The sequence below is a fragment of the Tardiphaga sp. 20_F10_N6_6 genome (genome assembly GCF_052076045.1).
GTDB lineage: Bacteria > Pseudomonadota > Alphaproteobacteria > Rhizobiales > Xanthobacteraceae > Tardiphaga > Tardiphaga robiniae.
Window position 1 is genome coordinate 2,042,318 of sequence record NZ_CP197239.1, and the last position, 22,976, is coordinate 2,065,293.

The following is a 22,976-nucleotide window of genomic DNA, read 5'->3' on the forward strand; positions in this document are numbered from 1 at the left end:
ATGCGCGCACACAACGGCGACAAGGCGATCAATCTTCTTTTCAACGTCACGCCGGCGCTGTTCGAGGACTATCACGAACCCATTCTGGATGCGCTTCGGCGCCGGAGCATCGACGCGCGAGCCAGTCTCCTGGGTGACATTGCGCATCAGGACGTGGACTACATCATCCACGCGACCGGCGGTCCCATCAGTGATTTCGCCCCTTTCAGCAATGCGCGCGCCGTATTGAGCCTTTGGGCCGGTGTCGAGAAGATCGTCGGCAACGCGACGCTGACGCAGCCGCTGTGCCGCATGGTCGATGACGGCCTACGGCAGGGCATGGTCGAATGGGTCGTCGGTCATACCCTGCGCTTGCATCTCGGGATGGACCGCTACGTCTGTGAAAAACCTCTGACATGGTCGCAGCATGTTCCGCCGCTTGCCACGGACCGATCGGTGACAGTGCTGGGTCTCGGCGAATTGGGATCGGCTGCAGCAACAGCACTTGTGCAACTCGGCTTTCGCGTCACCGGCTGGAGCCGTCGCGCGCGCGAGGTGGCCGGCGTCCGCTGCCTCGCAGGGATGGAGAACCTGCCGCAAGCGCTGGCTTCGGCGGAAATCCTCGTGGGGCTTCTGCCCCAGACGCCGGAGACCATCGACCTCCTGAATGCCGAACGGCTCGCGCTTCTGCCCAAGGGAAGTTTCATCCTGAATGCCGGACGCGGCACGCTGATCGACGACGACGCCCTCATCGCAGCGCTCGACAGCGGACGCGTGGCGCAGGCGACGCTCGATGTCTTCCGCACCGAGCCCGTACCATCAGGCCATCCGTTCTGGTCGCATCCGGGGGTAACGATCTCGCCCCACGTCGCAGCAGCCACGCGTGTTGCATCGGCCGCCGAAAACATCGCCGACAATATCGCACGCGCGGAAAGCGGCACGCCGCTGATGAATTTGGTCGATCGGACGCTGAGCTACTGAGACGGTTGCCCGAACGCTCCTGGCCTCCCTCCCCCAAGCGAAGCGCAGTAGGGAGGGTCGGCCGATAGGCCGGGGTGGGGGTGCCCCACGCTCAGCATTCCGTGGGGCTACCCCCACCCGTCCGGCCTTCGGCCGGCCACCCTCCCCGCAAGGGGGAGGGAAAAGATCAGCGCCTGTTACGACGCCTTGCCGCTCATATAGTTCGGCAGCCAGCTTTCATGCGCATGCACAAGCGCCTTGATATCGACGGCGCGTTCACCGGCAATGGCCACCGCATGGCCGCCGGTCTTGCCGATCTGTACGCAGGGCACGCCGACATTCTTCAGTTTCGACAGCACGGTCAGCAACTGATCTTCCGCGACAGTCACGATGTAGCGCGCCTGATCCTCACCGAACCACCAGGCATGCGGCACCGTCGATGACGGCGCGGCATCGAGCTTGGCGCCGATACCGGAAGCCATCGCCATTTCGGTGAGTGCCACCAAGAGACCGCCATCGGCGATGTCATGCACGGCGGTGGCGGTGCCCGCATGAATCATGCCGCGGACCACGTCGCCGTTGCGCTTTTCGGTGGCAAGATCGACCGGCGGCGGAGCGCCCTCTTCCTTGCCGCAGATGTCGCGCAGATAGACCGACTGGCCGAGCCAGCCCTTGGTTTCGCCGATCAGCAGGATCGCTTCGCCCGGCGCCTTGAACGCCAGCGTCGCGGACTTGGTGAAATCGTCGAGCACGCCGACGCCGCCGATCGACGGGGTCGGCAGGATGCCGCGGCCGTTGGTCTCGTTGTAAAGCGAGACATTGCCGGAGACGATCGGGAAATCCAGCGTGATGCAGGCTTCGGCGATGCCCTTCAGGCAGCCGACGAGCTGGCCCATGATTTCCGGCCGCTCCGGATTGCCGAAGTTGAGGTTGTCGGTGACTGCCAGCGGCTTGCCGCCCACAGCCGTGATGTTGCGCCAGGCTTCGGCGACGGCCTGCTTGCCGCCCTCGACCGGATCGGCCTCGCAATAGCGCGGCGTGACATCGACGGACATCGCCAGACCCTTGGGGCCGTCCTCGATGCGCACCACCGCGGCGTCGCCACCGGGGCGCTGCACGGTGTTGCCGAGAATGACGTGATCATACTGCTCCCACACCCAGCGCTTCGAGCATAGTTCGGGCGTACCGATCAGCTTCTCCAGTGCATCCGGGATCGACGACGGCGCGGCGATGTCGCGCGCATGGACCACCGGCAGTGCCGGCGACGGCACATGCGGACGATCGTAGAGCGGCGCTTCGTCGCCGAGTTCCTTGATCGGCAGATCAGCCATCACCTTGCCGCCATGCTTCACGACGAAGCGCAGCGTTGGCGTGGTGTAGCCGACGATGGCGAAGTCGAGTCCCCACTTCCGGAAGATATCCTCGGCCTGCTTTTCCTTCTCGGGCTTCAGCACCATGAGCATGCGCTCCTGGCTCTCCGAGAGCATCATCTCGTAAGCGGTCATACCCTCTTCGCGCGTCGGCACCGCGTCGAGATTGAGCTCAACGCCGAGGTCGCCCTTGGCGCCCATCTCGACGGCAGAGCACGTCAGACCTGCAGCGCCCATGTCCTGGATCGCGATGACGCAATCGGCGGCCATGATTTCGAGACAGGCTTCCAGCAGCAGCTTCTCGGCGAAGGGATCGCCGACCTGCACAGTGGGACGCTTCTCCTCGGAATCCTCGTCGAACTCGGCAGAGGCCATCGACGCGCCGTGAATGCCGTCGCGGCCCGTTTTGGAGCCGAGATAGACGATCGGCATGTTCACGCCCGATGCCGCCGCAAGGAAGATCTTGTCGGCATCGGCGAGACCGACGGCCATCGCGTTGACGAGGTTGTTGCCGTCATAGCGGGTGTGGAAACGCGTCTGGCCGCCCACGGTGGGCACGCCGAACGAATTGCCATAGCCGCCGACGCCGGCGACGACGCCCGATACGAGGTGGCGGGTCTTCGGATGCTCCGGCGCGCCGAATGACAGCGCGTTCAAACAGGCGATCGGGCGTGCGCCCATGGTGAAGACGTCGCGCAGGATGCCGCCGACACCCGTGGTCGCGCCCTGATAGGGTTCGATATAGCTCGGGTGGTTGTGGCTCTCCATCTTGAACACGATGGCCTGATTGTCGCCGATATCGATCACGCCGGCATTCTCACCCGGCCCCTGCAGCACCCACGGCGCCTTGGTCGGCAGCCCCTTCAGATGGATGCGCGAGGATTTGTACGAGCAATGCTCGTTCCACATGGCCGAGAAGATGCCGAGCTCAGTGAAAGTCGGCTCCCGCCCGATCAGCTTGAGAATGCGCTCATACTCGTCGGGCTTGAGGCCGTGGGAAGCGACGAGTTCGGGAGTGATCTTTGGCTCGGTCATGGGGTCTCTTGGCTCTGTAAGGCTTCTTCATAGGGAGATCGGAGCATGCGGAAAAGGCCTATTCCGGCCCGTTCCCCGCATGTCCCAAGCTTTGCCCGGGCAATGCCCGAACTGCTCGAAAAACAGCCTGCATAAGGCCCTGCGCCGGCGCCGGATTGCGCCCGCCGGATGGATCGGATTTAACACTTTTCGCAGCCAATCCAAGGAGTTCAGACCGTGAATGTGCCCGCCGATGCCACCATCCCGTTCCACGCCGACGCCTATACCGCGACGGAGGGGGAATTTGCGGGCTGGACCACCTGGAAGCGGGATTCCTTCGAATCGGTCTCCGGCCCGTTCTGGCACAAGGTCGAGGCCGACGGCTCCGTCCGCTGCGCCTTCCGGGTCGAGAAAAAGCACCTCAACGGCATGAAAAACGTCCATGGCGGCTGCTTCATGACCTTCGCCGATTATTGCCTGTTCGCGCTGGCCTCCCGCGAGCTGCAGGGCCCCGGCATCACCGTCTCGTTCGGCTGCGAATTCCTCGATGCGGCCCGCGAAGGCGAGCTGGTCGAATGCCACGGCGAAATGACCCGGATCGGCGGCTCATTGATCTTCCTGCGCGGAATCCTGAAAGCCGGCGAACGTTCGCTGTTGACCTTCTCGGGCACCATCAAGCGCGTGAAGAAGCGCCCGAAGCCGGCAGCTATCGCGGCGGAGTAACCGGGCGTCAATTGGCGGGCATTGGCGCACCCTGCTAGGTTCGTCGACAACACATGTGGGCCCGAACATGCTGAGTTCATTCGAACGGCTACGTCATCCGGCAAACGCAGATCTCCTGATCGCCGCGGACGACGAGCACGCGGCTGTCGCCGGTTGCGGCGATTACGCCATGCCGTGGCACTGGCATGATTGCCTGATGTTCATCCTGCCGAGCCGCGGGACGATCGAGCTGAAGCACGAAGCCGGCCGCGAAGGCACGTGGCTGTCGCAGGACCGGTTCGCGATCGTTCCGCCGAACCAGGCGCATGAGACGCGCGCAGGGATCGGCGCACACAGCCACGTCGCCATCTACGCAACTGGCTCGGTCCTGAAACGCCTCGAAAGAGAGAACGGCTCGCTGAGCGAATTCCGCCGCAGGACATCAACGACCCGGCTGTTTCGCCGGTCAGACAGACTGCGCGCCCTGCAGGCGCTGCTGGTCGGGGATGGCAGGCACGCCTATGGCAATGCCCATATCCGGCACGGACTGTCCTCTACCCTGCTCGTTCAGTGCATCGCCGAGGCTCTGACCGGCGATGCCGTATCCAGTGCCTCGCATCGCGAACACGGCATGACATTGGTCGCGGAGCTGAAGGACTATCTCACCCTTCATGCCGACCGGGATGTTCCGCTCGACGCCCTGGAAGAACGGTTCGGCGTTTCGCGGCGTCACATCACCCGACTGTTTCGCGCGGGGACCGGCGCGTCGATCGGCGAATTCCAGCAACGGATCCGCCTCGACAATGCAAGCGAACTGCTGAAAGCAACCGATCTCCCGATCGGCGAGATCGCGCTCCGCGTCGGCTTCGACAGCGGTGCGGCGCTCGCCCATGCGATGCGCCGGGCCGATGGCCAGTCGCCAAGCGAAGTCCGCAAGCGCATGGCCCGACCGATCAAAATCTAGGGCCCGCTGGAACGCGCGCTGCAGCAACATCCTCCGTAGCTTCGCACCGGTGAATTCCGTGCAGCGCTGGCTGACGTGCAGTGCGAACGCGCGAGGCTGCTAGAGGGTGCAGGGTGCAAACATGATGACGATATCTCCCGAACCGCAGGTTCGATTTGTCAGTGTCTTTGCGGCAGGTCCGCAGGGCGGTAATCCCGCCCCGATCGTGATCGACGCTGCCGGCATGAGTGATGCAGAGATGCAGCAGGTCGCGCGCGCTTACGGGCACGAGAGCGGGTTTGTGTTGCCGCCTCCGCCGGGCTCGGACTACGATTTCGAATTTCGCTTCTGGGTGCCCAATCATGAGATGTCCATGTGCGGACACGCCACCGTCGGCGCGACGTGGCTGATTCAACGGCTCGGCCGGCTGCAGCGCGATCGGATCACGATCCTGACGAAGAGTGGCCGCGTCCATGCGCGGATCGGCCAATCAGACGAACAGGATATTTCGGTCGAGGTCTCACAGCCTGCGGGTGTTATCGAGCCGCTTCCCGATACGCCCCGAAGCGTCGATGACATTCTCGACGTCCTCGGGATCGGTGCCGACTGCCTCGCGCCGTTCCCGATCCAGAATGCACGCACAAGCCGGGTCAAGACCCTCATTCCGTTGAAGAGCGTGTCCATCCTCGACGGCCTGAAGCCTGACTTCTCGCGGATGGAGCGCCTGTGCAATGGCATCGACTCCACCGGTCTCTATCCCTACGCCGTGTCCGACCAGCAGGCGCAGGTCATCGATGCGCGGCAGTTTCCGAGTTCATCAGGCTACCCGGAAGATGCGGCAACAGGCATTGCAGCCTCCGCCTTGTCATTCGGTCTCCTCGCGAACCGGATGGTGGATGCGTCGGAGCGCCAGATCACCATTCGCCAGGGACGCGCCATGAATCGCCCCTCCGCGATCAAGGTGCGCTTCAGCTTCGATAACGGCGATCTCAACGGCTGCTGGCTCGGCGGCGCCGTTCAGCCGACCGACTGCGAGAAGATTGCGTCATGACGAGCAACGGGCAGCCCTCGGCGTTCGAAGCCGACTATGGTTTTGCACGCAGCGACGTCCGTCTCGATAACTGGCGTCAGGCGCCCTGGAATGTCTGGGCATTCCGTCACGTGTCCGAACTCATTCCGACGGCACCCATCGCAGCGACGCCGGGACTGATTGAGGATCCACCTGTCGATCCCGGAGACTTGCTCAAGCAGACATTCTCTGTCGGTGGAGAAACAGCTGCTGTCGTAGATGTGCTGCGCAGGACCTCGACCGATGCGCTCGTGCTGATGAAATCCGGCCGTGTCGTGGCAGATTACCATGCGCCGAATTTTACTGCGCAATCGCGGCACATTCTGTTCTCCGCGAGCAAGTCGGTGACATCGATCGTCGCGGGAATTTTACACAGCGACGGCCTGATCGATTTCGACGAGACCGCCGCGCACTACGTTCCGGAACTCAAATCCTCCGCCTATTCGGACGCGAGCCTGCGCGATGTCCTCGACATGCGGGTCAGCCTCGATTTCGAAGAGACCTATCAGGATCCCCGCGGCGATTTCGCGCGATACCGCCGCGCCGGCCTGCTCGAGCCGTCGGTGCCGGGAGATACTCCGGACTCACTGATCGCCTTCCTCGCTACGCTGCAAAAGGGCCCCGGCGACCATGGCGGCCCCTTTCACTACTGCTCGCCGAATTCGGACGTGTTGGGTCTGGTGATCGAGCGCGCCTCGGGTCAGCGTTTCGCTGACTTTGCCGCCGCGCGTTTGTGGCAGCCGCTCGGCGCGCGGCAGGATGCCTATATTACGGTCGATGCGATCGGCAGCGCCCGGACCGGCGGCGGCTTTTGCATGACCCCGCGCGACCTCGCCCGCATCGGCGAGATGATGCGGCAGGGCGGCATGGCCAACGGCCGCCGGATCGTCGCGCAGGACTGGGTGTCGGATACGATCACGAACGGCTCTGCCGAGGCCTGGCGCGCGGGCAAGTTCGTCGAATGGTTGCCTGAAGGCCGCTATCGCAACAAATGGTACCAGACCGGCAACGCAAGCGGCGCGTTCTTCGCGCTCGGCATTCACGGGCAATATCTCTATGTGAATCCGCGCGCCGAACTGGTCGTGGCAAAATTCTCGTCGCAACCGGAGCCGGTGGACAACGACCTGAAACGGCTCAACCTCGCGCTGTTCGATACGCTTGCGAGATTGTACTGATGAAGCTGCTGTGTGAGCCGCCCGTCTCGCCGGAATACTGCGTTAGCGAAGGTCGGCCCCGCGCCTAGCTGTCGTCCGAACGAACCGACGAAGGATGCCGGCACAAAGGCGTCACGCTGACGCGCATGAAGGGGAAGAGCGGCAATGTCGACAGAATATCGTGCAGCGCCTCATTGCTCGCCACATCGAAGATGCTGACATTGGCGTAACGTCCGGCAACCCGCCAGAGATGACGCCACTCGCCTGTCTTCTGCAGTTCCTGCGCGCGTTCACGCTCGGTCTTTTTCAGTTGCTCGACCACCTCGGGGGCGAGACCCGGCGGGATCTGAACGTCCATTTCCACCTGAAAAAGCATCGATCAAGCTCCTGTTGTTGTGCCGGCCGGTTGAACGCGCGGCGCGTAACCATCGCGGCGGAAGAATGCGACACGGTCCATGTCCAGCTCGACGCCGATGCCGGGCGCCGTCGGCACCTGCAACACGAAGTCGCCGTAACGCAGGGGCGTCGCGAGGATTTCCTCGGTCAGAAGCAGCGGGCCGAACAATTCAGTGCCCCATGCGAGCTTCGGCAGCACGGAGAAAACCTGGGCCGACGCTGCGGTGCCGACACCGCCTTCCAGCATGGTGCCGCCATACAGGCCGAGACCCGCGGCATCGCCGATCGCAGCCATCTTCACGGCATCGTACAGACCGCCGGCCTGATTGATCTTCAGGGCGAACACGTCCGCGGCACCGCGCGCCGCGATGTCGAAGGCATCCGTCGTGCCGTGCAGCGCCTCGTCAGCCATGATGGGTACGGCATAGCGGCCGGCAAGGCGGGCCTGAGCCCCGCGATTGTCGCGCGACAAAGGCTGCTCGATGAGGTCCGCGCCGGCCGCCTCCAAGGCGGGAATGCCACGCCGTGCCTCGGGCTCGCTCCAGGCCTGGTTCACGTCGACCCGCACGCTGGCACGATCCCCGAGGGCGCGCTTGATGGCCGCCACATGCGCCACGTCATCGTCCACGGACCGCAGGCCGATCTTCAGCTTGAAGATATTGTGGCGGCGCGCATCGAGCATCCGCTCGGCTTCCTCGATATCGCGCGCGGTGTCGCCGCTGGCCAGCGTCCATGCCACCGGCAAGGTGTCGTGCTGGCGCCCGCCGAGCAACTCCGACACCGGCAGGCCCAGGCGTTTGCCGAGCGCATCCAGCAGCGCGGTCTCGACCGCACATTTGGCAAAGCGGTTGCCTTTGACGCGTCGCTTCACGTCGGCCATGAGCGCGGCGACGCGTGACGCATCCATGCCGATGATGGCCGGAGCGATATAGGTATCCACGGTCAGCTTGATGCCCTCGGGACTCTCCTCGCCGTAGCTAAGGCCGCCGATGGTCGTGCCCTCGCCGATTCCGATCGTTCCGTCGGAGCAGCGGATGATGACCAGGACCAGGGTCTGGCTGTTCATCGTATGCATCGACAACCGATGGGGGCGGATCGTCGGCACATCGACCAGGATGGTCTCGACCTGGTCGACGCGGACTGCCACGCTGGTGCTCATGAAGGGCATCTTCCTGTTGTCCATGGATGGGGCCTTGAACGGATCGCCGCTACCTTCCCGGCGACCCGTCGCTTTGCCATCTGCCGCTGCGCTACTTCTTGATGAGCGGGCAGCGTGACGCCGATAGCGGCTGGAACGCGTCGTCGCCGGAGACGGTCGCCAGTAGCTTGTAGTCGTCCCAGCGCGCCTTCGATTCCGACGGCTTCTTCACTTCGAACAGGTACATGTCGTGCACCATGCGGCCGTCCTCGCGGATCCGGCCGTTCTTCGCAAACATGTCGTTGATCGGCGTGTCCTTCATGACCTTCATCACGGCCGCTGAATCGGTGGTACCTGCCTTCTTCACCGCGTTCAGGTAGGTCGTCACGGAGGAGTAGACGCCCGCCTGCGCCGAGGTCGGCGCGCGCTTGGTCCGCTCCATGAAGCGCTTAGCGAATGCGCGCGTTTCGTCGTTGAGATCCCAATAGAACGCCTCGGCCAGCAACAGGCCCTGCGCGGTTTCAAGTCCGACGCTGTCGATGTCGGAAATGAAGGCCAGCAAGGGCGACAGCTTCTGCCCGGACTGGGTCAGGCCGAACTCGGCGGCCTGCTTGATCGCATTGATGGTGTCGCCACCCGCATTGGCCAGGCCGATCACGCTTGCCTTGGTGCTCTGCGCCTGAAGCAAGAACGACGAAAAATCCGAGGTGTTGATCGGGTGCTTCACATTGCCGACAACCTTGCCGCCCGCCTTGGTAACGACGTTCGAGGTGTCGCGCTCCAGCTCCTGGCCGAATGCGTAGTCGGCCGTGAGGAAGAACCAGCTATTGAGGCCGCGCTTCACCGTGGCCAGGCCGGTGACGCTGGCCAGCGCGTAGGTGTCGTAGGTGTAGTGGACGATGTAGGGACCGCACGCCTCGTTGGTCAGCCTGACCGCACCGGGACCATTGAACATGATGATCTTGCCGCGCGTCCTGGCCATTTCCGCCGCAGCCAGCGCCGTGGCAGAGCCAGCCACATCGACGATAGCCTCGACACCCTGGTTGTCGAACATTTCACGGGTGAAATTCGCGGCCAGGTCGGACTTGTTGAGATGGTCGGCGACCACGATCTGGACCTTGCGCCCGAGAACCTCGCCGCCGAAATCCTCAATGGCCATCTTGGCTGCAGTCTCGCTGCCTGGCCCGGTAATGTCGGCAAACAGGCCGGACATGTCGAGGACGGCGCCCAGTTTCAGCGGCGCGGTGCTCTGTGCCATGGCAGCCGAAGTGGTGACGACCATGACCGATGCCATCAGACCTGAAAGTAGCTTCTTCACATCATTCTCCATGAGCGCCCTCAGCAAGAGCGCTCGTCTATCGCTTGATATTCGTTAGTGATCGATCGCGGTGTGTGTCGGACGTCTGTCGTCACTGGCTGCCGCGAATGCCTGCGGTCTCGACGATCTGCTTCCATTTGGCGCTCTCCTGCGCCAGATGCGCAGCAAGTTCCTGGGGCGACGACGCGATGACGCGCCCGCTGACATCGGCGAAACGCTTCTGCACATCCGGATCCGCCAGAACCTTGCGGATATCGCCGCTGATGCGCTCCGCCAGCGCCGGCGGCATCTGGCCCGGACCAAAAATGGCCCACCAGTTGGCGAGCTCGAAGCCCGGCAGCCCGGATTCGCTGATCGTCGGCACGTCAGGCAGTGCGGCGATGCGCTCCCTCGTGGTGACGGCAATGGCGCGGAGGCTGCCGCCCTGCACCTGCGGAAGCGCCGTCGAGGCGTTGTCGAACATCAGGTCGATCCGGCCGGCCATCAGATCTGTCAGGGCCGGCGACGAGCCACGATAGGGAACGTGGGTCATCTCGACCTTGGCCTGCTGCCGGAACACTTCCGCCGCCAGATGCAGAGAGGAACCGACGCCGGCAGAGCCATAGGTGGCGCCGCCCGATGCCGCCTTTTCTTTCGCAAAGGCGATCAGATCCTTGATGTTCTTGATCGGCGATGAGGGCGGCACAAGCACCACATTCGGCGTCTCGAGCGCCAGCGTCAGCGGTGTCAGATCCTTCACAGGATCGTACGGCATCGACTTGAAAAGCCAGGGATTGACGGCCACGGCGATCGACGCGAGCACCAGCGTGTAACCATCGGGAGCGCTCTTGGCGGCAGCGTTGATGCCGATATTCGATCCGGCCCCGCCCCTGTTTTCGACGACGACCTGTTGGCCCCAGGTCTGGCTCAGCTTTTCCGCGATCGTGCGGCCGATGATGTCGGCGGCACCGCCGGCCGCGAAGGGAACGATCAACTGGACTGGCTTGGTCGGATACTCCTGCGCCGTCGCACGGTTTGCGCCCAGGGCGATACAGCAAGCCGCCACCGCGGCGTGGGTCGCCCGGGCAAATAAGGTGCGTCGTGACAGCATGAAAAGAGCCTCCCAGTCGGTTCTTATGTTTCGACGGCCGCACAAAAGCGTGCCGGCCAGGTCCGATATTGACAAACACTGGCACGAGACGCGTGATAGGCCAACACAGTCAAAACTATAGATGTGATAGAAGATTGTAATCGGCTATGGATCCCAGACGTCTCGGCTATTTTCTGGCAATCGCGACCCACAAGCGCATGGCGAAGGCTGCGGAAGCCCTCGGCGTCGCCCAGCCAACGCTGTCGCAGCAGATCCGCGCCCTCGAACAGGACCTCGGCACCGTTCTGTTCAACCGGACGCCCCAAGGCATGCAACTGACCGAGACAGGACATGCACTGCGCGAACACGCACAACGTCTGATGGTTCAGACCGAAGCGGCGCGCACGGCAATCGCCGAGCTGGAGGGCGGCATGGCCGGCACGCTTCGTGTCGGCGTCATCTACACCTACAGCACGACATTCCTGCCGAAGATCATCGGCAGCTTCGGCGAGAAATATCCCGAGGTTCGGCTCAGCGTGGAGGTCGGCTCCGCAAACGATGTCGAGCGACACATCCTGTCCGGAGATCTCGATCTCGCGATTGCTTTCGCGCCGCCCCAGCACGCGGAATTGGGCGTCGACCTGTTGTTCGAGGAGCGGCTCGTCCTGGTGCTTGCGAAGTCGCAAAATCAATCACGACAACAGTCGATCACGCTGCAGGCGCTCGCCCAACGTCCGTTAGCACTTTTGACCCCCGCCTTTGCGACCCGCCGCATTCTCGACCAGTCACTACCGCCCGATATACAGCTCGATGTGCGCGTCGAGATGAACTCGGTCGAGGCCCTGATCGAACTCGCGAAATCGGGAGGGCTGCCGACGGTTCTTGCTGACCGAAGCCTGAACGCCCGAAAGGACCTCGCGATCATTCCGATCGGGCCTCCGTGGATACGCCGCTCCGGAGCCTTGCTGTGGGATGCCCATCGCTACCAGACAGCGGCCGCGCGCGCTTTCATGGCGATCGCCCGCAAGACGACCAAAAGCGCACAAACCATTCGCGCGTCATAGCGAACAATCGTGGACGTCGGCATTACGCGAGGAGCGCTGGTTGATAGCGACGCGCGCGTCGATGCGATCAGGCTGCTCAGCTTCCCAAGCGAGCAATGGCCAGGCGGGACCTACCACCAGCCGGTTTGCGGCTGGCGCTGATACGGCGCGACCCTGCGGCGAGCCTGCACGGGCGCGGGGTCCGCATTCCAGCGCTGGAAGAACGAGCCAAAGCCATCGCCATCCGCATCGTCGCTGCTCGCCATGAGATCGGCAGGTGGCGTCGGCTTGCGCGTAATGAAACCACCCTGAGGCTGATTACTCAGCACTGCGACGAATTCGGTGCGATAGTTGGTCTCGGTGCTGAGCGGCTCGTCGGAGATCACAATCGACGAGCGTGGCAATGCGGTCGCTCCGATCCGGTCGAGCACTTCCTGTGGAATGGTGATGCGGTCGAGGGCGGCCTTCGCGCTATCGCCTTCGTCGATCGTGACGGCGCTCCAGCGCAGGCCTGCGTCGTTCCGCGCCATTGCCGTAAACACATGCGTGCCGATCGGCTTGCCGGGGTCGCGGATGGTGATGGGAACTTCGATGCTTGAATCGAACACCTCGCCGCCGCCGTCCGGTGCCGGCTTGTGCGTATTGCGCCGAACGTAAAGCATCTGCGTCTCGCGGCTGATATAGATCGAGACCGGCTCAAGCGCGAGTTTCGCATCGCTCGCTGCCTTGGCGGTGGCGACCTTTTTGGTCTCCGCGGCCTTGGCGGCATCCTTCGCAGCGGCCGCGGCATCAATCTTCGACGCCGTATCGGCCTTTGCGGTTTCGAATTGCGCCCCGAGCTCCGCGGCCCTGGCGGCAGCCTTCTGCTTTGCGTCCTCAGCCCGCGCCTTGGCCTCATCGGTCTTTGCCACAACGACGGCCTTGTCGGCAGATACGAGCTCGACATCGGCGCGCGCCTTCAGCGATTGCAGCTTGCGCAGGGCCCCCGGCAGCAGCTTCGCCTCGCGCGCAGAAGTCGCTGCGAGTTTCTTCGTCGCGTCCGCGGCAGCAGCGGCCTCCGCAGCCTCGCGGGCGAGCACCTCGACACGGCCCGGAGCAGCGGCGATGGCTTCCGCTTTCGGCATCAGAAGCGCCGGATGGGAAAACTCGACGGGCGCCGCGTCATTCGGCGAGATGATCACCCGCATTCCGATCCGCGTCTTGTCGAACAACCTGTCCGCGAAGCCGTATGGCATCCGCACACAGCCATGCGACGCGGCATAGCCGGGCAACGGCCCGCCATGCAGTGCGACACCGTTCCAGGTGATCCGCTGCATGTTCGGCATCGCGGCATCGTCATACATGTTGGAGCGATGGTCCTTGTTCTTCTCGAGAACCGCAAAGACGCCTGCCGGCGTCTCGCGGCCGGACACCCCGGTCGAGACCGGTGCGCGCGTGATCCATCCATCGGCGTCGTAGAATGTGACCTGCTGGCTCTTGATCGACACGATCGCCATCATCGGCTCGCCTGCTTCGCGCGGGGCGGTCGCCTCGACGACGCGGGCGGGACGCGCCTGCTTTGCGGCGGCTCCGGCCGCCGGAGCGGCCACCGCAACCATTGCTGCCAACACCACGACGGGAGATATCCAGTGCCGCATCCCGACGTTGGGTTGCGCCGTCGCCAATCGATTTGCCATTCAGTGCCCCGGTCAAATGCCTTCCGATCGCGAATCGTACAGGCGTTTGATTGCGATTGTATCAATTCGCCGCCGCTTCGCTTGCCCGATGTCTCGTTGACGCGGCGAGCGCGGCGAAAGTTCATTCGTAGCCGACAAACGGCGCCGGACAAAGGTGGCTCACTGCCACACCCGGCACGTGGTCGACTGCGAAATCTGGACAAAACGGCGGTTGGGGCCGGAGTTCAAAATGAGCCCAGTGCGGAGCCCATGGCAATCACGGCGGCAAGAGCGACAACCGAGCTCACGATGCCGACCATCACAATGTCGAGATAACTTTGGCGATGCGTCAGGCCGCAGATCGCGAGCAGGCTGACGACCGCACCATTGTGAGGGAGAATGTCCAGGGTGCCGGAGCCGATCACAGCTACGCGGTGCAGCAACCCGGGATCGATTCCCTCCCGCGTAGCAACGTCCATATAGGTCTGACCGAGTGCATCCAGCGCGATTGTCAGTCCGCCGGATGCCGAACCTGTCAACGCGGCGAGCAGGTTCGTGGAAACGGCCAACGACACCAGCGGCCCCCCTTTAATATCCAGCGCCCAGTCCCGCACCATGTCGAATGCGGGCAGCGCTGCGATGACAGCGCCAAAGCCAACGAGGCTCGCGACAGTCAGCGCTGGCAGTACGGACGCGTTGGCCCCGGCATCCATCGTCTGTCGCAGTGCAGGCAATCGCGTCCAGTTGCAGATGACGACTGTCGCGGTCGCGCCTGCGAGCGCGACGACAACGGACCACACACCGGCAACGGCAGGTAGAGACGTGCTGCCCCAGCGCTGTTCGGCCAGGAAGGAGACATCAAGCCGGGGCAGGACAACGAGCGACATCACGAGATTGACGACGACAACGACAACCAGGGGAAGAACGGCATTGACGACAGGCACGTCCGCTTCGCTGCGATGCCCGTGGGATATTTCGGCCGGATCGAATTCGCGCGCCGTCGTAGCACGCCCGCGCAAGCGCTCGTCATCGGCAGCGGCGCTGGTCGCGATCGACAATTCTTCGCCATAACCTTCATTCGCTTGTCGTGCCGCCTTCTCGGCGCGGAGCAACCACCACAGTCCAATGCTCAGCATGATCAATGACGCGATCATGCCGAGGCCCGGCGCAGCGAAGGGCGTGGTGCCAAAGAACGGCATGGGTATCGCATTCTGAATCGATGGTGTGCCCGGCAAGGCTGACATGGTGAAAGTGGACGTTCCAAGAATGACCGTCGCGGGCACGAGGCGGCGCGGAATCCCCGCCGCGCGAAACAGCGACTGGGCCATCGGAACGATCACAAAAAATGCGACGAAAAGGCTGACGCCGCCATAGGTGACCAGTGCCCCCGAGAGCACCACGGCGAGGATGACCCGGCGCTCGCCCAGGCGGCGGGTGATGAAGTTCGCGACCGCAGTGACCGCACCGCTGTCGTCCATCAGCTTCCCGAATACGGCGCCGAGCAGAAAGATGGGAAAGAACTGAGCGAGAAACTGGGCTGCACTGCCCATGAAGGTCTGCGTCCAATTGGCAAGCAATGGCTCTCTGCCGAAAGTCGCCGCAACCAGTGCGGAGAGCGGAGCAAGCAGCAGAACGCTCCACCCCCGGAAAGCCAGCCAGATGAGAAGACCAAGCCCGACGAGAATGCCGAGAAGCCCCATGACGTCAGCACTCCGCCAACAGGATGTCGAGATCGGCCGTCGAACGCTCGCCAAGATCGGCGCCGTGCGCGTCGAGAAAGTCGCCGGCCGCTTGCCGCCCCTCGTCGCGCAGCTTGGATAGGAAGGCCCATTCGGCGTTGAGCTTGGATGACGCGGCGAAAGTCGCGAGCAGATCGCTCTTGATCCGGTGCGTCTTCATTTGAGCCCAGCGGGCGCCCTCCCCGGTGCCGGGATCCGCCACCTGACGAAGCAGCGCAATCATCCGCAGCTCCTTTGCCAGCGGCGAGTTGAATGAAATTTCATTGAGACGATTGAGAATGTCCGCAGCCGTGCGCGGCTCCTCCAGTCGCTCGGTCGGATTGATCTGCACGACGATGGTGTCCTGCGCATCTGTCTCGCGAACAAGCGGCGTGATCGTGGGGTTGCCTGCATAGCCCCCATCCCAATAGGCTTCGCCTTCAATCTCGATCGCGCGGAACATCGTTGGCAGGCATGCCGACGCAAGCAACACATCCGCGGTGATCTCGGCGTTACGGAAAATTCGCCCGCGACCTGTCCGTACCCGCGTGGCCGTTACGAAGAGTTTGATCGGTGCACCGGCGAGACGCTCGAAATCAATGCTCTCGGCCAGTATTTCGCGCAGCGGATTGTAACCGAGCGGATTGAGATCATAAGGCGACAGAACGCGCGACATCAGATCGGCGAAGAGATAGGCCGGAGAAGTGTCGAGCGACCAGCGTCCCATGAGGCGATCGAGGGGGGAGCGTTGAAACGGACTGAAGGCCGCGGCACGCGAGACGCGCCGCCAGTATTTGTCCAGGGCCTCGCGTGCTCCGTCGGCACCGCCGGCAGTCCAGCCGTCCGCCAGAACGGCGGCATTCATCGCTCCTGCCGATGTTCCGGATATGCCGGCAATTTGTAGCCACGACTCCTCAAGCAGCCGATCGAGGACACCCCACGTGAATGCGCCATGCGAGCCTCCGCCCTGGAGCGCCAAATCCACGAGTACCTGCCTTCGGTTCATCATGCAGCTTCTCCAACTGCCGAGACACGCTGGTAGCCAACCGTCGAGCACTTCAGAAACCACGCGCCGCAATAGACGTGGCCATCATAGACTCGGAAAGTCTGCTTCAGGTCGCTTTCGACCGAGCCTTACGACCTTTGCGTGCTATTTGATGCCCACCTCGCGCCAAAAGCAACCTGCCGGGGCCTGGCCAGAAACATCGTGCTGGACCCGACAATCGCAGGCGGCGACCTGCAGAAGGACCTTGGCAGAGGCAAATACCGGGCCGACGCTCCGTGAATGAGGCAATGGGCGGCGCTGAAAATTTGAGCCGTACCGAGATGGCACAGCTTCGAGCAAGGGATGATTACGGCGTCAGGAGCTTGTTGTACTTCGCTACATCGCGCGTCACCAATTGCTGCAGCACCTCCGGTGCATGCTCATTGGCGTCGGGCGCCACGGTCGACAGATCCTGGAAACGCTTTTTTACCAGATCACTCTCAACCGACGCGCGAGCAGCGGCGTTCAGCTTGGCGATGATCTCTGGCGGTGTCCCCTTCGGCGCGAACAGGCCATTCCAGCCCTGCGCCTCGAAGTCGGGCAGCCCTGCTTCTGCCGAGGTCGGCAGCTCGGGCAGCGTCGCCAGCCGTACCGTCGAGCCGACCACGATGCCCTTCACCAGCTTGTCGTCGATGGCCTGCGAGACGGAGGCTGCAGAATCGCAGACGCCGTCGATCTGCCCGCCGATGGCATCGGTGAGCGCGGGCGCCGCGCCGCGATAGCCGACCAGCGTGACGTCGATGCCGGCGGCCTGCACGAAGCTCTTGCAGATCAGGTAATTCGAGGAGCCGATCCCGGCATGGCCGAGATTGACCTTGCCCGGATTGGCTTTGGCATAGGCGATGAAGCCCTTGAGATCACTCGCCGGGAAATCCTTGCGCAGCGCCACGACGCCGAAGGTCTTGGCCACCATGCCGATGGAGGCAAAGGAGTCCGGCGTGAAGGACAATTTCGGATAGATCGTGTAGGTCGCCGCGCTGGTACCGGCATTGCCGATGGCGATGGTGTAGCCGTCGGGGGCAGACCGCGCCGCGCGGGCCAGCGCGGTGGAGCCGCCGGCGCCGACGACATTCTCGATGATGATGGTCTGGCCCAGCGTCGCCGCCATCTGCTCAGCCACCGCACGCGCAATCACGTCCGACGTGCCGCCGGCCGCGAAAGGCACGATCATCGTGATGGGGCGTTTGGGATAATCATCGGCAGATGCCGAGACGCTCGTAGCCAGCACGAGCGCAAGCGTTGCGGCGAGCTTCGACAGCCGCGCCACAGCAGCGATCACGCAGCGCGCTCCAGATGCTCGACAAGACCAGCAAACAGACCGCGGCCGTCGGTGCAGCCCATGATGTCTTCGACGTGATTTTCCGGATGCGGCATCATGCCGAGCACGTTGCCCTTCTCGCTGACGATGCCGGCAATCGATGCGGCGGCGCCATTGATATTGTGCAGATCGCCAACCTCGCCCGTCGGCGAGCAATAGCGATAGAGCACGCGGCCATCGCCTTCGAGGCGCTTCAGCGTTTCGGCATCGGCTGTGTAGTTGCCCTCGCCGTGGGCGATCGGCACGCGGATCACCTGACCGGCATTGTAGCCACGGGTAAACGCCGTGTCGGACCGTTCGACGCGCAGATGCACGTCGTGGCACAGGAATTTCAGTTTGGCATTGCGCATCAGGATGCCCGGCAGCAGGCCGGACTCGCACAGGATCTGGAAGCCGTTGCAGACGCCCATCACGAGGCCGCCGTCAGCCGCGAACGCCCGCACCGCATCCATCACCGGCGAGCGCGCCGCAATGGCGCCGCAGCGCAGATAGTCACCATAGGAGAAGCCGCCGGGGACGACGACGAGATCGGTGCCCTTGGGCAGCGCGGTCTCGGCGTGCCAGACCATCGTGGACTCCTGCCCCGATGCCAGCTTGAGCGCCCGCGCCATGTCGCGTTCGCGGTTGATTCCGGGGAAGACGAGAACGGCGGATTTCATAGCGATAACCTGGCTCAGAGCACGTCGACGCGATAGTTTTCGATCACCGTATTCGCCAGCAGCTTGTCGGCCGCGGCCTTCAGCGCCTCTTCGGCTTTCGCCTTGTCGGCGCCGTTCAGTTCGATGTCGAACACTTTGCCCTGCCGCACAGAGGCAATGCCATCGACGCCGAGCGATTTCAGCGCGCCTTCGATGGCCTTGCCCTGCGGGTCAAGGATGCCGTTCTTCAGGGTAACAGTTACGCGGGCTTTCACGTGATATCCTCAGCTCTTGACCAGTACCGGGCCGGTGCCCATCGGGCGTTCGTTTTCAGAGAGAATGCCGAGACGCTTGGCGACCTCGGTATAGGCCTCCAGCACGCCGCCCAAATCGCGGCGGAAACGATCCTTGTCCAGCTTCTCGTTCGACTTGATATCCCACAGCCGGCATGAGTCGGGCGAGATCTCGTCGGCGACGATGATGCGCATCATGTCGTTTTCGAACAGGCGACCGCATTCCATCTTGAAATCGACGAGGCGGATGCCGATGCCCAGGAAAAGACCGGTGAGGAAGTCGTTGACGCGGATGGCAAGCGCCATGATGTCATCGATTTCCTGCGGGGTGGCCCAGCCGAACGCCGTGATGTGCTCTTCCGAGACCATCGGGTCGTTGAGCTGGTCGTTCTTGTAATAGAACTCGATGATCGAGCGCGGCAGCTGGGTGCCCTCCTCGATGCCGAGGCGCTGCGACAGCGAACCCGCCGCCACGTTACGGACCACGACTTCCAGCGGCACGATCTCGACTTCGCGAATCAGCTGCTCGCGCATGTTGAGCCGGCGGATGAAATGGGTCGGCACGCCGATGTCGTTCAGATGCTGGAACAGGTATTCCGAAATCCGGTTATTGAGGACGCCCTTGCCCTCGATCACCTGGTGTTTCTTGGCATTGAACGCGGTCGCGTCGTCCTTGAAGTGCTGAATCAGGGTACCGGGCTCCGGGCCTTCATACAGGACCTTGCCCTTGCCTTCATAAATGCGACGTCGACGGCTCATGGGGATGTACCGGGTGTTGTTGAAATCCATGGATGTGGTGTGCTCCGAATAACGGGATCGACCCACGACGGAGCTGCCGTGAAGGCCAGGAACGGGAAGAAACAGAACGAGAACCGGGCCTGCAGGCAACCTACCCGATCGGCCCTGCCAGTACAATCGACCCGGCCCGCCCAGTGGGGGTTTACCCCAACCTCGCGCAAGCCTGGTCCGATAAGCCTCGCCCGATACCGTCTTGCCTGCGACCTTGCGGCCGATTGTTCCAACGGTATCTCGACCTTATTTAAGCTCCGAACCGGCGTTTACAACGTCGTCCTGACCGCCCAACAACCCCGACGGGAACTTTAACCATGTCATCATTCGACAAGCGCGGCGAAGCCTTCGAGAACAAGTATGCGCTCGACGAAAGCCAGAAGTTCAAGGCCGAGGCCCGCCGCAACAAGCTGCTGGGCCTGTGGGTCGCCGAACAGCTCGGCAAGTCCGGCGACGAGGCCGCCGCCTATGCCAAGGAAGTCGTCGCAGCCGATTTCGAGGAAGCCGGCGACGGCGACGTGGTGCGCAAGGTGCTCGCCGATCTGACCGCCAAGGGCATCGCGATCACCGAGCCGCAGCTCCGCGTGAAGATGGATCAGCTGACCGCTGAGGCCGTCGCGCAGGTGAAGGCGGGAACCTAATCTCCACAGCTTCGAGTTGCAACGAAACGTCTCGCCGCAACTCGCGACGCTTCATAGAGAGCCGCACATCGTATGATGGCGCGGCTCTTGTCTTTTGAAACGTTCCAGGCTCGCAGAGCCTGACTCAAGATTCCGAATTGCGATGTGCAAATTCTGAAACGGAGTCACAGCGTGCCGATGGCGCTCACACGCGCGTGCTACAAATTGCTCAAAATGCACGTCGATTGTTCAATCGTGTCGCGGCTCACCTTGCGACTGCATCACCGAAGACACACAGGCTCGCCAATCTCGTCGCTTTAGAGCGATTCAACCTCCCATTCGAAGTTTTCATTCAAAGCTACTGCTAGATCGCCTGCGCATGTTTCTCAAACGCGAAGGCGACACAACGTGACGACGGACAACCATTGCAATCTCAACAGCAACGCACGCAGCATCTTCAAGTTGCGCCGCGCGTATTGGTTGATCGGCGCGACGTTCCTGCTCGGCGATTATGTGACCGGGGCCTCGATCGCCAATGCACAGACGAATACGATGCTGCCGCCGGTCACCGTCGAATCGCCGACACAGGCGCGCCGGCCCGCACGTGCTGCGAGCGCCACGCCGAGCCGGGCGCGAGCTGTCGCCGCACGCCGCAATGCCACGCCGCCGCCCGCCCCGCCGACACCGACCGAGCGCGCTATCGCTGCCGCCGCCGCGAAATACGAACAGATCCTCGGCTATCGCGCGATGCCGAATGCGACGACGCTGCGCGGCGCGACGTCGCCGCTCAACACGTCGCAGGTCGTCAACGTCGTGCCGCAGCAGGTGATCAGCGACCAGCGTCCGCGCAATCTCGATGACGCGCTGGTCAACATCAGCGGCATCACCCAGACCAATACGCTGGCCGGCACGCAGGACGCCGTGATCCGTCGCGGTTTCGGCGACAACCGCGACGGCTCGATCATGCGCAACGGCATGCCGATCGTGCAGGGCCGCTCGTTCAATCCTGCTGTTGAAAGTATCGAAGTGCTGAAGGGACCGGCGTCGCTGCTCTACGGCATCATGGATCCCGGCGGCATCGTCAACACCATCAGCAAGCGGCCGGAATTGTATCAGCACGGCGAGGTGACGCTGGAAGGCGCGACCTACGGTTCGCGCAGCGGGGCCAATGCGACCATCGATATCACCGGACCGCTGGGCAAGGACGGACTCGCCTATCGCTTCGTCGGTTATGGAATCAACGAAGACTACTGGCGCAACTTCGGCACCCGCAAGGAGACACTCTACGCGCCGTCGCTGGCCTGGTATGGCGACACGACCACGGTTCAGATCAACTACGAACACCGCGACTTCTATTCGCCGTTCGATCGCGGCACGGCCTTCAACAGCGTGACCAAGGCGCCATTCGCCATTCCGGCGACGCGCCGCATCGATGAACCCTATAACAGCATGTGGGGCACGTCGGATCTCGTCCAGGCGTCTGTGGATCAGAAGATCAATGAGGATTGGAAGGTCTATGCCGGCTACAGCTACAACGTCGAAACCTATAATGCCGCTCAGCTCCGCAATACGGTGGTCAATCCGACCACCGGCATCGCGACGCGCAGCAATGACGGCACCTACGGCGCACTGACGTCTTCAAGCTTCGGCACCGGTTATATCCAAGGCGGATTCTGGATCGGCGGCATGCGCAACGAAGTGCTGTTCGGCGGCGATGCCCAGTATCGCGTGATCTACCGCAAGGATCTGGTCCGGCAGGGGGCTGCGAATTTCAACATCTTCAATCCGGTTTATGATCGGCAATTGCCCGGCACCACCGTTGTCGCTACCGACAGCGACCAGACCGACAAGCTCAGCACGCAGTCCTTGTTCTTCCAGGACACGCTGCATCTGACCAATCGGGTCGCCGTGGTCGGCGGCGTGCGTTATATGACGTTCGACCAGCTGGCGGGGCGCGGGCGCAATCCGTTCATCGCCAATACGGATCTGTCCGGCAACAAGGCACTGCCGCTCGGCGGCGTGATCCTGAAGGTCACCGACGAAGTCTCGCTCTATGCCAGCTACACGGAATCGCTGAAGCCGAATTCGACCATCGCTCCCAACGGCGCGGTCTTCGACTCGCAGACGAAGCCCGAGGAAGGCGTGTCGTGGGAGACCGGCATCAAGTTCGATATCAACAAGCGCCTGTCAGGCACGGTCGCGCTCTACGACATCGACAAAAAGAACGTGATGCTGTCGCAATACAATACGGTCACCACGACCAACGAGGCACGCACCGCGGCTGCGGCGCGCTCACGCGGTGTCGAAGTCGACGTGACCGGCAAACTGACTGATAGCTGGAGCATGATCGCCAGCTATGCCTATACCGATGCGATCTTGACGCAGGACTCGCAATACACCGGAAACCACCTGCAGAATGTCGCCCTGAACACCGGGTCGCTGTATCTCGTCTATGATTTCGGCACGATGCTGCCGGGTCGTCTGCGCGTCGGCGCCGGTGCACATTATGTCGGCGATCGTCCCGGCGATGCTGCAAACAGCTTCGTGCTGCCGTCTTACACGGTGGCCGACGCCTTTGCGACCTACGAGACGAAATACCAGACTCTGCCTGTGATCTATCAGTTCAACATCAAGAATATCTTCGACAAGGTCTACTATCCGTCGGCAGTGAGCCTTCCCAACGTTGCCCTTGGCGATGCGCGGCGCTTCTCGCTGGCAGCGACGGTAAAGTTCTGAGGCAACAGA

At 62.9% G+C, this 22,976-nt stretch carries 20 protein-coding genes; 8 read left to right on the forward strand and 12 right to left on the reverse strand.

Features of this window, described 5'->3' with window-relative positions; genetic code table 11:
* The gene (locus AB7813_RS10110; RefSeq protein WP_439064375.1) at positions 1-960 is read left to right on the forward strand and encodes a 2-hydroxyacid dehydrogenase; all 960 of its coding nucleotides are present in this window, start codon (positions 1-3) and stop codon (positions 958-960) included.
* 176 nt (positions 961-1,136) lie between these two features.
* Here the strand turns inward: AB7813_RS10110 and purL are convergent, their stop codons facing one another.
* Positions 1,137-3,344 carry a phosphoribosylformylglycinamidine synthase subunit PurL gene (gene purL / locus AB7813_RS10115; protein ID WP_439064376.1) on the reverse strand — a complete coding sequence of 736 codons (2,208 nt, stop codon included), beginning with the start codon at positions 3,342-3,344 and terminating at the stop codon, positions 1,137-1,139.
* A 222-nt stretch (positions 3,345-3,566) separates the two neighbouring features.
* Here purL and AB7813_RS10120 point away from each other — a divergent pair, with 222 nt between their 5' ends.
* From AB7813_RS10120 to AB7813_RS10135, 4 genes are all read left to right on the forward strand, one after another.
* Positions 3,567-4,046 carry a PaaI family thioesterase gene (locus AB7813_RS10120; protein ID WP_371419948.1) on the forward strand — a complete coding sequence of 160 codons (480 nt, stop codon included), beginning with the start codon at positions 3,567-3,569 and terminating at the stop codon, positions 4,044-4,046.
* Positions 4,047-4,113: 67 nt separating this feature from the next.
* Positions 4,114-4,989, forward strand: coding sequence for a helix-turn-helix domain-containing protein (locus AB7813_RS10125; RefSeq protein WP_439083157.1), 876 nt, complete (start codon positions 4,114-4,116; stop codon positions 4,987-4,989).
* A 121-nt stretch (positions 4,990-5,110) separates the two neighbouring features.
* A complete protein-coding gene (locus AB7813_RS10130) occupies positions 5,111-6,019 on the forward strand; it encodes a PhzF family phenazine biosynthesis protein (RefSeq protein WP_439083155.1) in 909 nt (302 codons plus the stop codon).
* Positions 6,016-7,212: a serine hydrolase domain-containing protein gene (locus tag AB7813_RS10135; RefSeq protein ID WP_439064379.1), complete on the forward strand. Its 1,197-nt coding sequence runs from the start codon at positions 6,016-6,018 to the stop codon at positions 7,210-7,212. Before AB7813_RS10130 ends, AB7813_RS10135 begins: the two co-directional genes overlap by 4 nt.
* Before the next feature lie 64 nt (positions 7,213-7,276).
* Here the strand turns inward: AB7813_RS10135 and catC are convergent, their stop codons facing one another.
* The 4 genes from catC to AB7813_RS10155 form a co-directional block, all read right to left on the reverse strand.
* Positions 7,277-7,567 (reverse strand): muconolactone Delta-isomerase, encoded by a 291-nt coding sequence (gene catC, locus AB7813_RS10140; protein ID WP_093756482.1) that lies wholly within the window; start codon positions 7,565-7,567, stop codon positions 7,277-7,279.
* A gap of 3 nt (positions 7,568-7,570) precedes the next feature.
* Positions 7,571-8,746: a muconate/chloromuconate family cycloisomerase gene (locus AB7813_RS10145; RefSeq protein ID WP_439064380.1), complete on the reverse strand. Its 1,176-nt coding sequence runs from the start codon at positions 8,744-8,746 to the stop codon at positions 7,571-7,573.
* 91 nt (positions 8,747-8,837) lie between these two features.
* A complete protein-coding gene (locus tag AB7813_RS10150; RefSeq protein ID WP_439064381.1) occupies positions 8,838-10,043 on the reverse strand; it encodes an ABC transporter substrate-binding protein in 1,206 nt (401 codons plus the stop codon).
* Positions 10,044-10,134: 91 nt separating this feature from the next.
* Positions 10,135-11,133: a Bug family tripartite tricarboxylate transporter substrate binding protein gene (locus AB7813_RS10155; protein ID WP_439064382.1), complete on the reverse strand. Its 999-nt coding sequence runs from the start codon at positions 11,131-11,133 to the stop codon at positions 10,135-10,137.
* Positions 11,134-11,279: 146 nt separating this feature from the next.
* Between AB7813_RS10155 and AB7813_RS10160 the strand changes: the two genes are divergently transcribed.
* The gene (locus tag AB7813_RS10160) at positions 11,280-12,176 is read left to right on the forward strand and encodes a LysR substrate-binding domain-containing protein (RefSeq protein WP_175367914.1); all 897 of its coding nucleotides are present in this window, start codon (positions 11,280-11,282) and stop codon (positions 12,174-12,176) included.
* A 110-nt stretch (positions 12,177-12,286) separates the two neighbouring features.
* On the opposite strand, the gene AB7813_RS10165 is transcribed toward AB7813_RS10160, so the two are convergent.
* The 7 genes from AB7813_RS10165 to purC form a co-directional block, all read right to left on the reverse strand.
* On the reverse strand, positions 12,287-13,831 hold the full coding sequence (locus AB7813_RS10165) for a L,D-transpeptidase (RefSeq protein ID WP_439083153.1): 1,545 nt from the start codon (positions 13,829-13,831) through the stop codon (positions 12,287-12,289).
* Positions 13,832-14,055: 224 nt separating this feature from the next.
* Entirely contained in the window at positions 14,056-15,510 is a 1,455-nt protein-coding gene (locus AB7813_RS10170) for a GntP family permease (protein WP_439064383.1), read from the reverse strand.
* Between the two features lie 4 nt (positions 15,511-15,514).
* Positions 15,515-16,534 (reverse strand): patatin-like phospholipase family protein, encoded by a 1,020-nt coding sequence (locus AB7813_RS10175; RefSeq protein WP_439064659.1) that lies wholly within the window; start codon positions 16,532-16,534, stop codon positions 15,515-15,517.
* Positions 16,535-16,880: 346 nt separating this feature from the next.
* Positions 16,881-17,840: a tripartite tricarboxylate transporter substrate-binding protein gene (locus AB7813_RS10180; protein ID WP_439064660.1), complete on the reverse strand. Its 960-nt coding sequence runs from the start codon at positions 17,838-17,840 to the stop codon at positions 16,881-16,883.
* Between the two features lie 8 nt (positions 17,841-17,848).
* A complete protein-coding gene (purQ, locus tag AB7813_RS10185) occupies positions 17,849-18,550 on the reverse strand; it encodes a phosphoribosylformylglycinamidine synthase subunit PurQ (RefSeq protein ID WP_309948809.1) in 702 nt (233 codons plus the stop codon).
* Between the two features lie 14 nt (positions 18,551-18,564).
* Positions 18,565-18,804 (reverse strand): phosphoribosylformylglycinamidine synthase subunit PurS, encoded by a 240-nt coding sequence (purS, locus tag AB7813_RS10190; protein ID WP_439064384.1) that lies wholly within the window; start codon positions 18,802-18,804, stop codon positions 18,565-18,567.
* A 9-nt stretch (positions 18,805-18,813) separates the two neighbouring features.
* Positions 18,814-19,581 (reverse strand): phosphoribosylaminoimidazolesuccinocarboxamide synthase, encoded by a 768-nt coding sequence (purC, locus tag AB7813_RS10195; protein ID WP_170849540.1) that lies wholly within the window; start codon positions 19,579-19,581, stop codon positions 18,814-18,816.
* A 347-nt stretch (positions 19,582-19,928) separates the two neighbouring features.
* On the opposite strand from purC, the gene AB7813_RS10200 reads away from it, so the two are divergent.
* Both AB7813_RS10200 and AB7813_RS10205 read left to right on the forward strand, forming a co-directional pair.
* Positions 19,929-20,252 carry a DUF1476 domain-containing protein gene (locus AB7813_RS10200; protein ID WP_093756490.1) on the forward strand — a complete coding sequence of 108 codons (324 nt, stop codon included), beginning with the start codon at positions 19,929-19,931 and terminating at the stop codon, positions 20,250-20,252.
* 387 nt (positions 20,253-20,639) lie between these two features.
* Positions 20,640-22,967: a TonB-dependent siderophore receptor gene (locus AB7813_RS10205; protein ID WP_439064385.1), complete on the forward strand. Its 2,328-nt coding sequence runs from the start codon at positions 20,640-20,642 to the stop codon at positions 22,965-22,967.
* The last annotated feature ends 9 nt before the right edge of the window (positions 22,968-22,976 follow it).

Bases quoted from the DNA above. Each gene is read 5' to 3' on its own strand.
- AB7813_RS10110 (WP_439064375.1), top strand. From the start codon at position 1: ATGCGCGCACACAACGGCGACAAGGCGATCAATCTTCTTTTCAACGTC.
- purL (WP_439064376.1), bottom strand. From the start codon at position 3,344: ATGACCGAGCCAAAGATCACTCCCGAACTCGTCGCTTCCCACGGCCTC.
- AB7813_RS10125 (WP_439083157.1), top strand. From the start codon at position 4,114: ATGCTGAGTTCATTCGAACGGCTACGTCATCCGGCAAACGCAGATCTC.
- AB7813_RS10130 (WP_439083155.1), top strand. From the start codon at position 5,111: ATGATGACGATATCTCCCGAACCGCAGGTTCGATTTGTCAGTGTCTTT.
- AB7813_RS10135 (WP_439064379.1), top strand. From the start codon at position 6,016: ATGACGAGCAACGGGCAGCCCTCGGCGTTCGAAGCCGACTATGGTTTT.
- catC (WP_093756482.1), bottom strand. From the start codon at position 7,567: ATGCTTTTTCAGGTGGAAATGGACGTTCAGATCCCGCCGGGTCTCGCC.
- AB7813_RS10145 (WP_439064380.1), bottom strand. From the start codon at position 8,746: ATGAGCACCAGCGTGGCAGTCCGCGTCGACCAGGTCGAGACCATCCTG.
- AB7813_RS10155 (WP_439064382.1), bottom strand. From the start codon at position 11,133: ATGCTGTCACGACGCACCTTATTTGCCCGGGCGACCCACGCCGCGGTG.
- AB7813_RS10160 (WP_175367914.1), top strand. From the start codon at position 11,280: ATGGATCCCAGACGTCTCGGCTATTTTCTGGCAATCGCGACCCACAAG.
- AB7813_RS10165 (WP_439083153.1), bottom strand. From the start codon at position 13,831: ATGGCAAATCGATTGGCGACGGCGCAACCCAACGTCGGGATGCGGCAC.
- AB7813_RS10170 (WP_439064383.1), bottom strand. From the start codon at position 15,510: ATGGGGCTTCTCGGCATTCTCGTCGGGCTTGGTCTTCTCATCTGGCTG.
- AB7813_RS10175 (WP_439064659.1), bottom strand. From the start codon at position 16,534: ATGAACCGAAGGCAGGTACTCGTGGATTTGGCGCTCCAGGGCGGAGGC.
- purQ (WP_309948809.1), bottom strand. From the start codon at position 18,550: ATGAAATCCGCCGTTCTCGTCTTCCCCGGAATCAACCGCGAACGCGAC.
- purC (WP_170849540.1), bottom strand. From the start codon at position 19,581: ATGAGCCGTCGACGTCGCATTTATGAAGGCAAGGGCAAGGTCCTGTAT.
- AB7813_RS10200 (WP_093756490.1), top strand. From the start codon at position 19,929: ATGTCATCATTCGACAAGCGCGGCGAAGCCTTCGAGAACAAGTATGCG.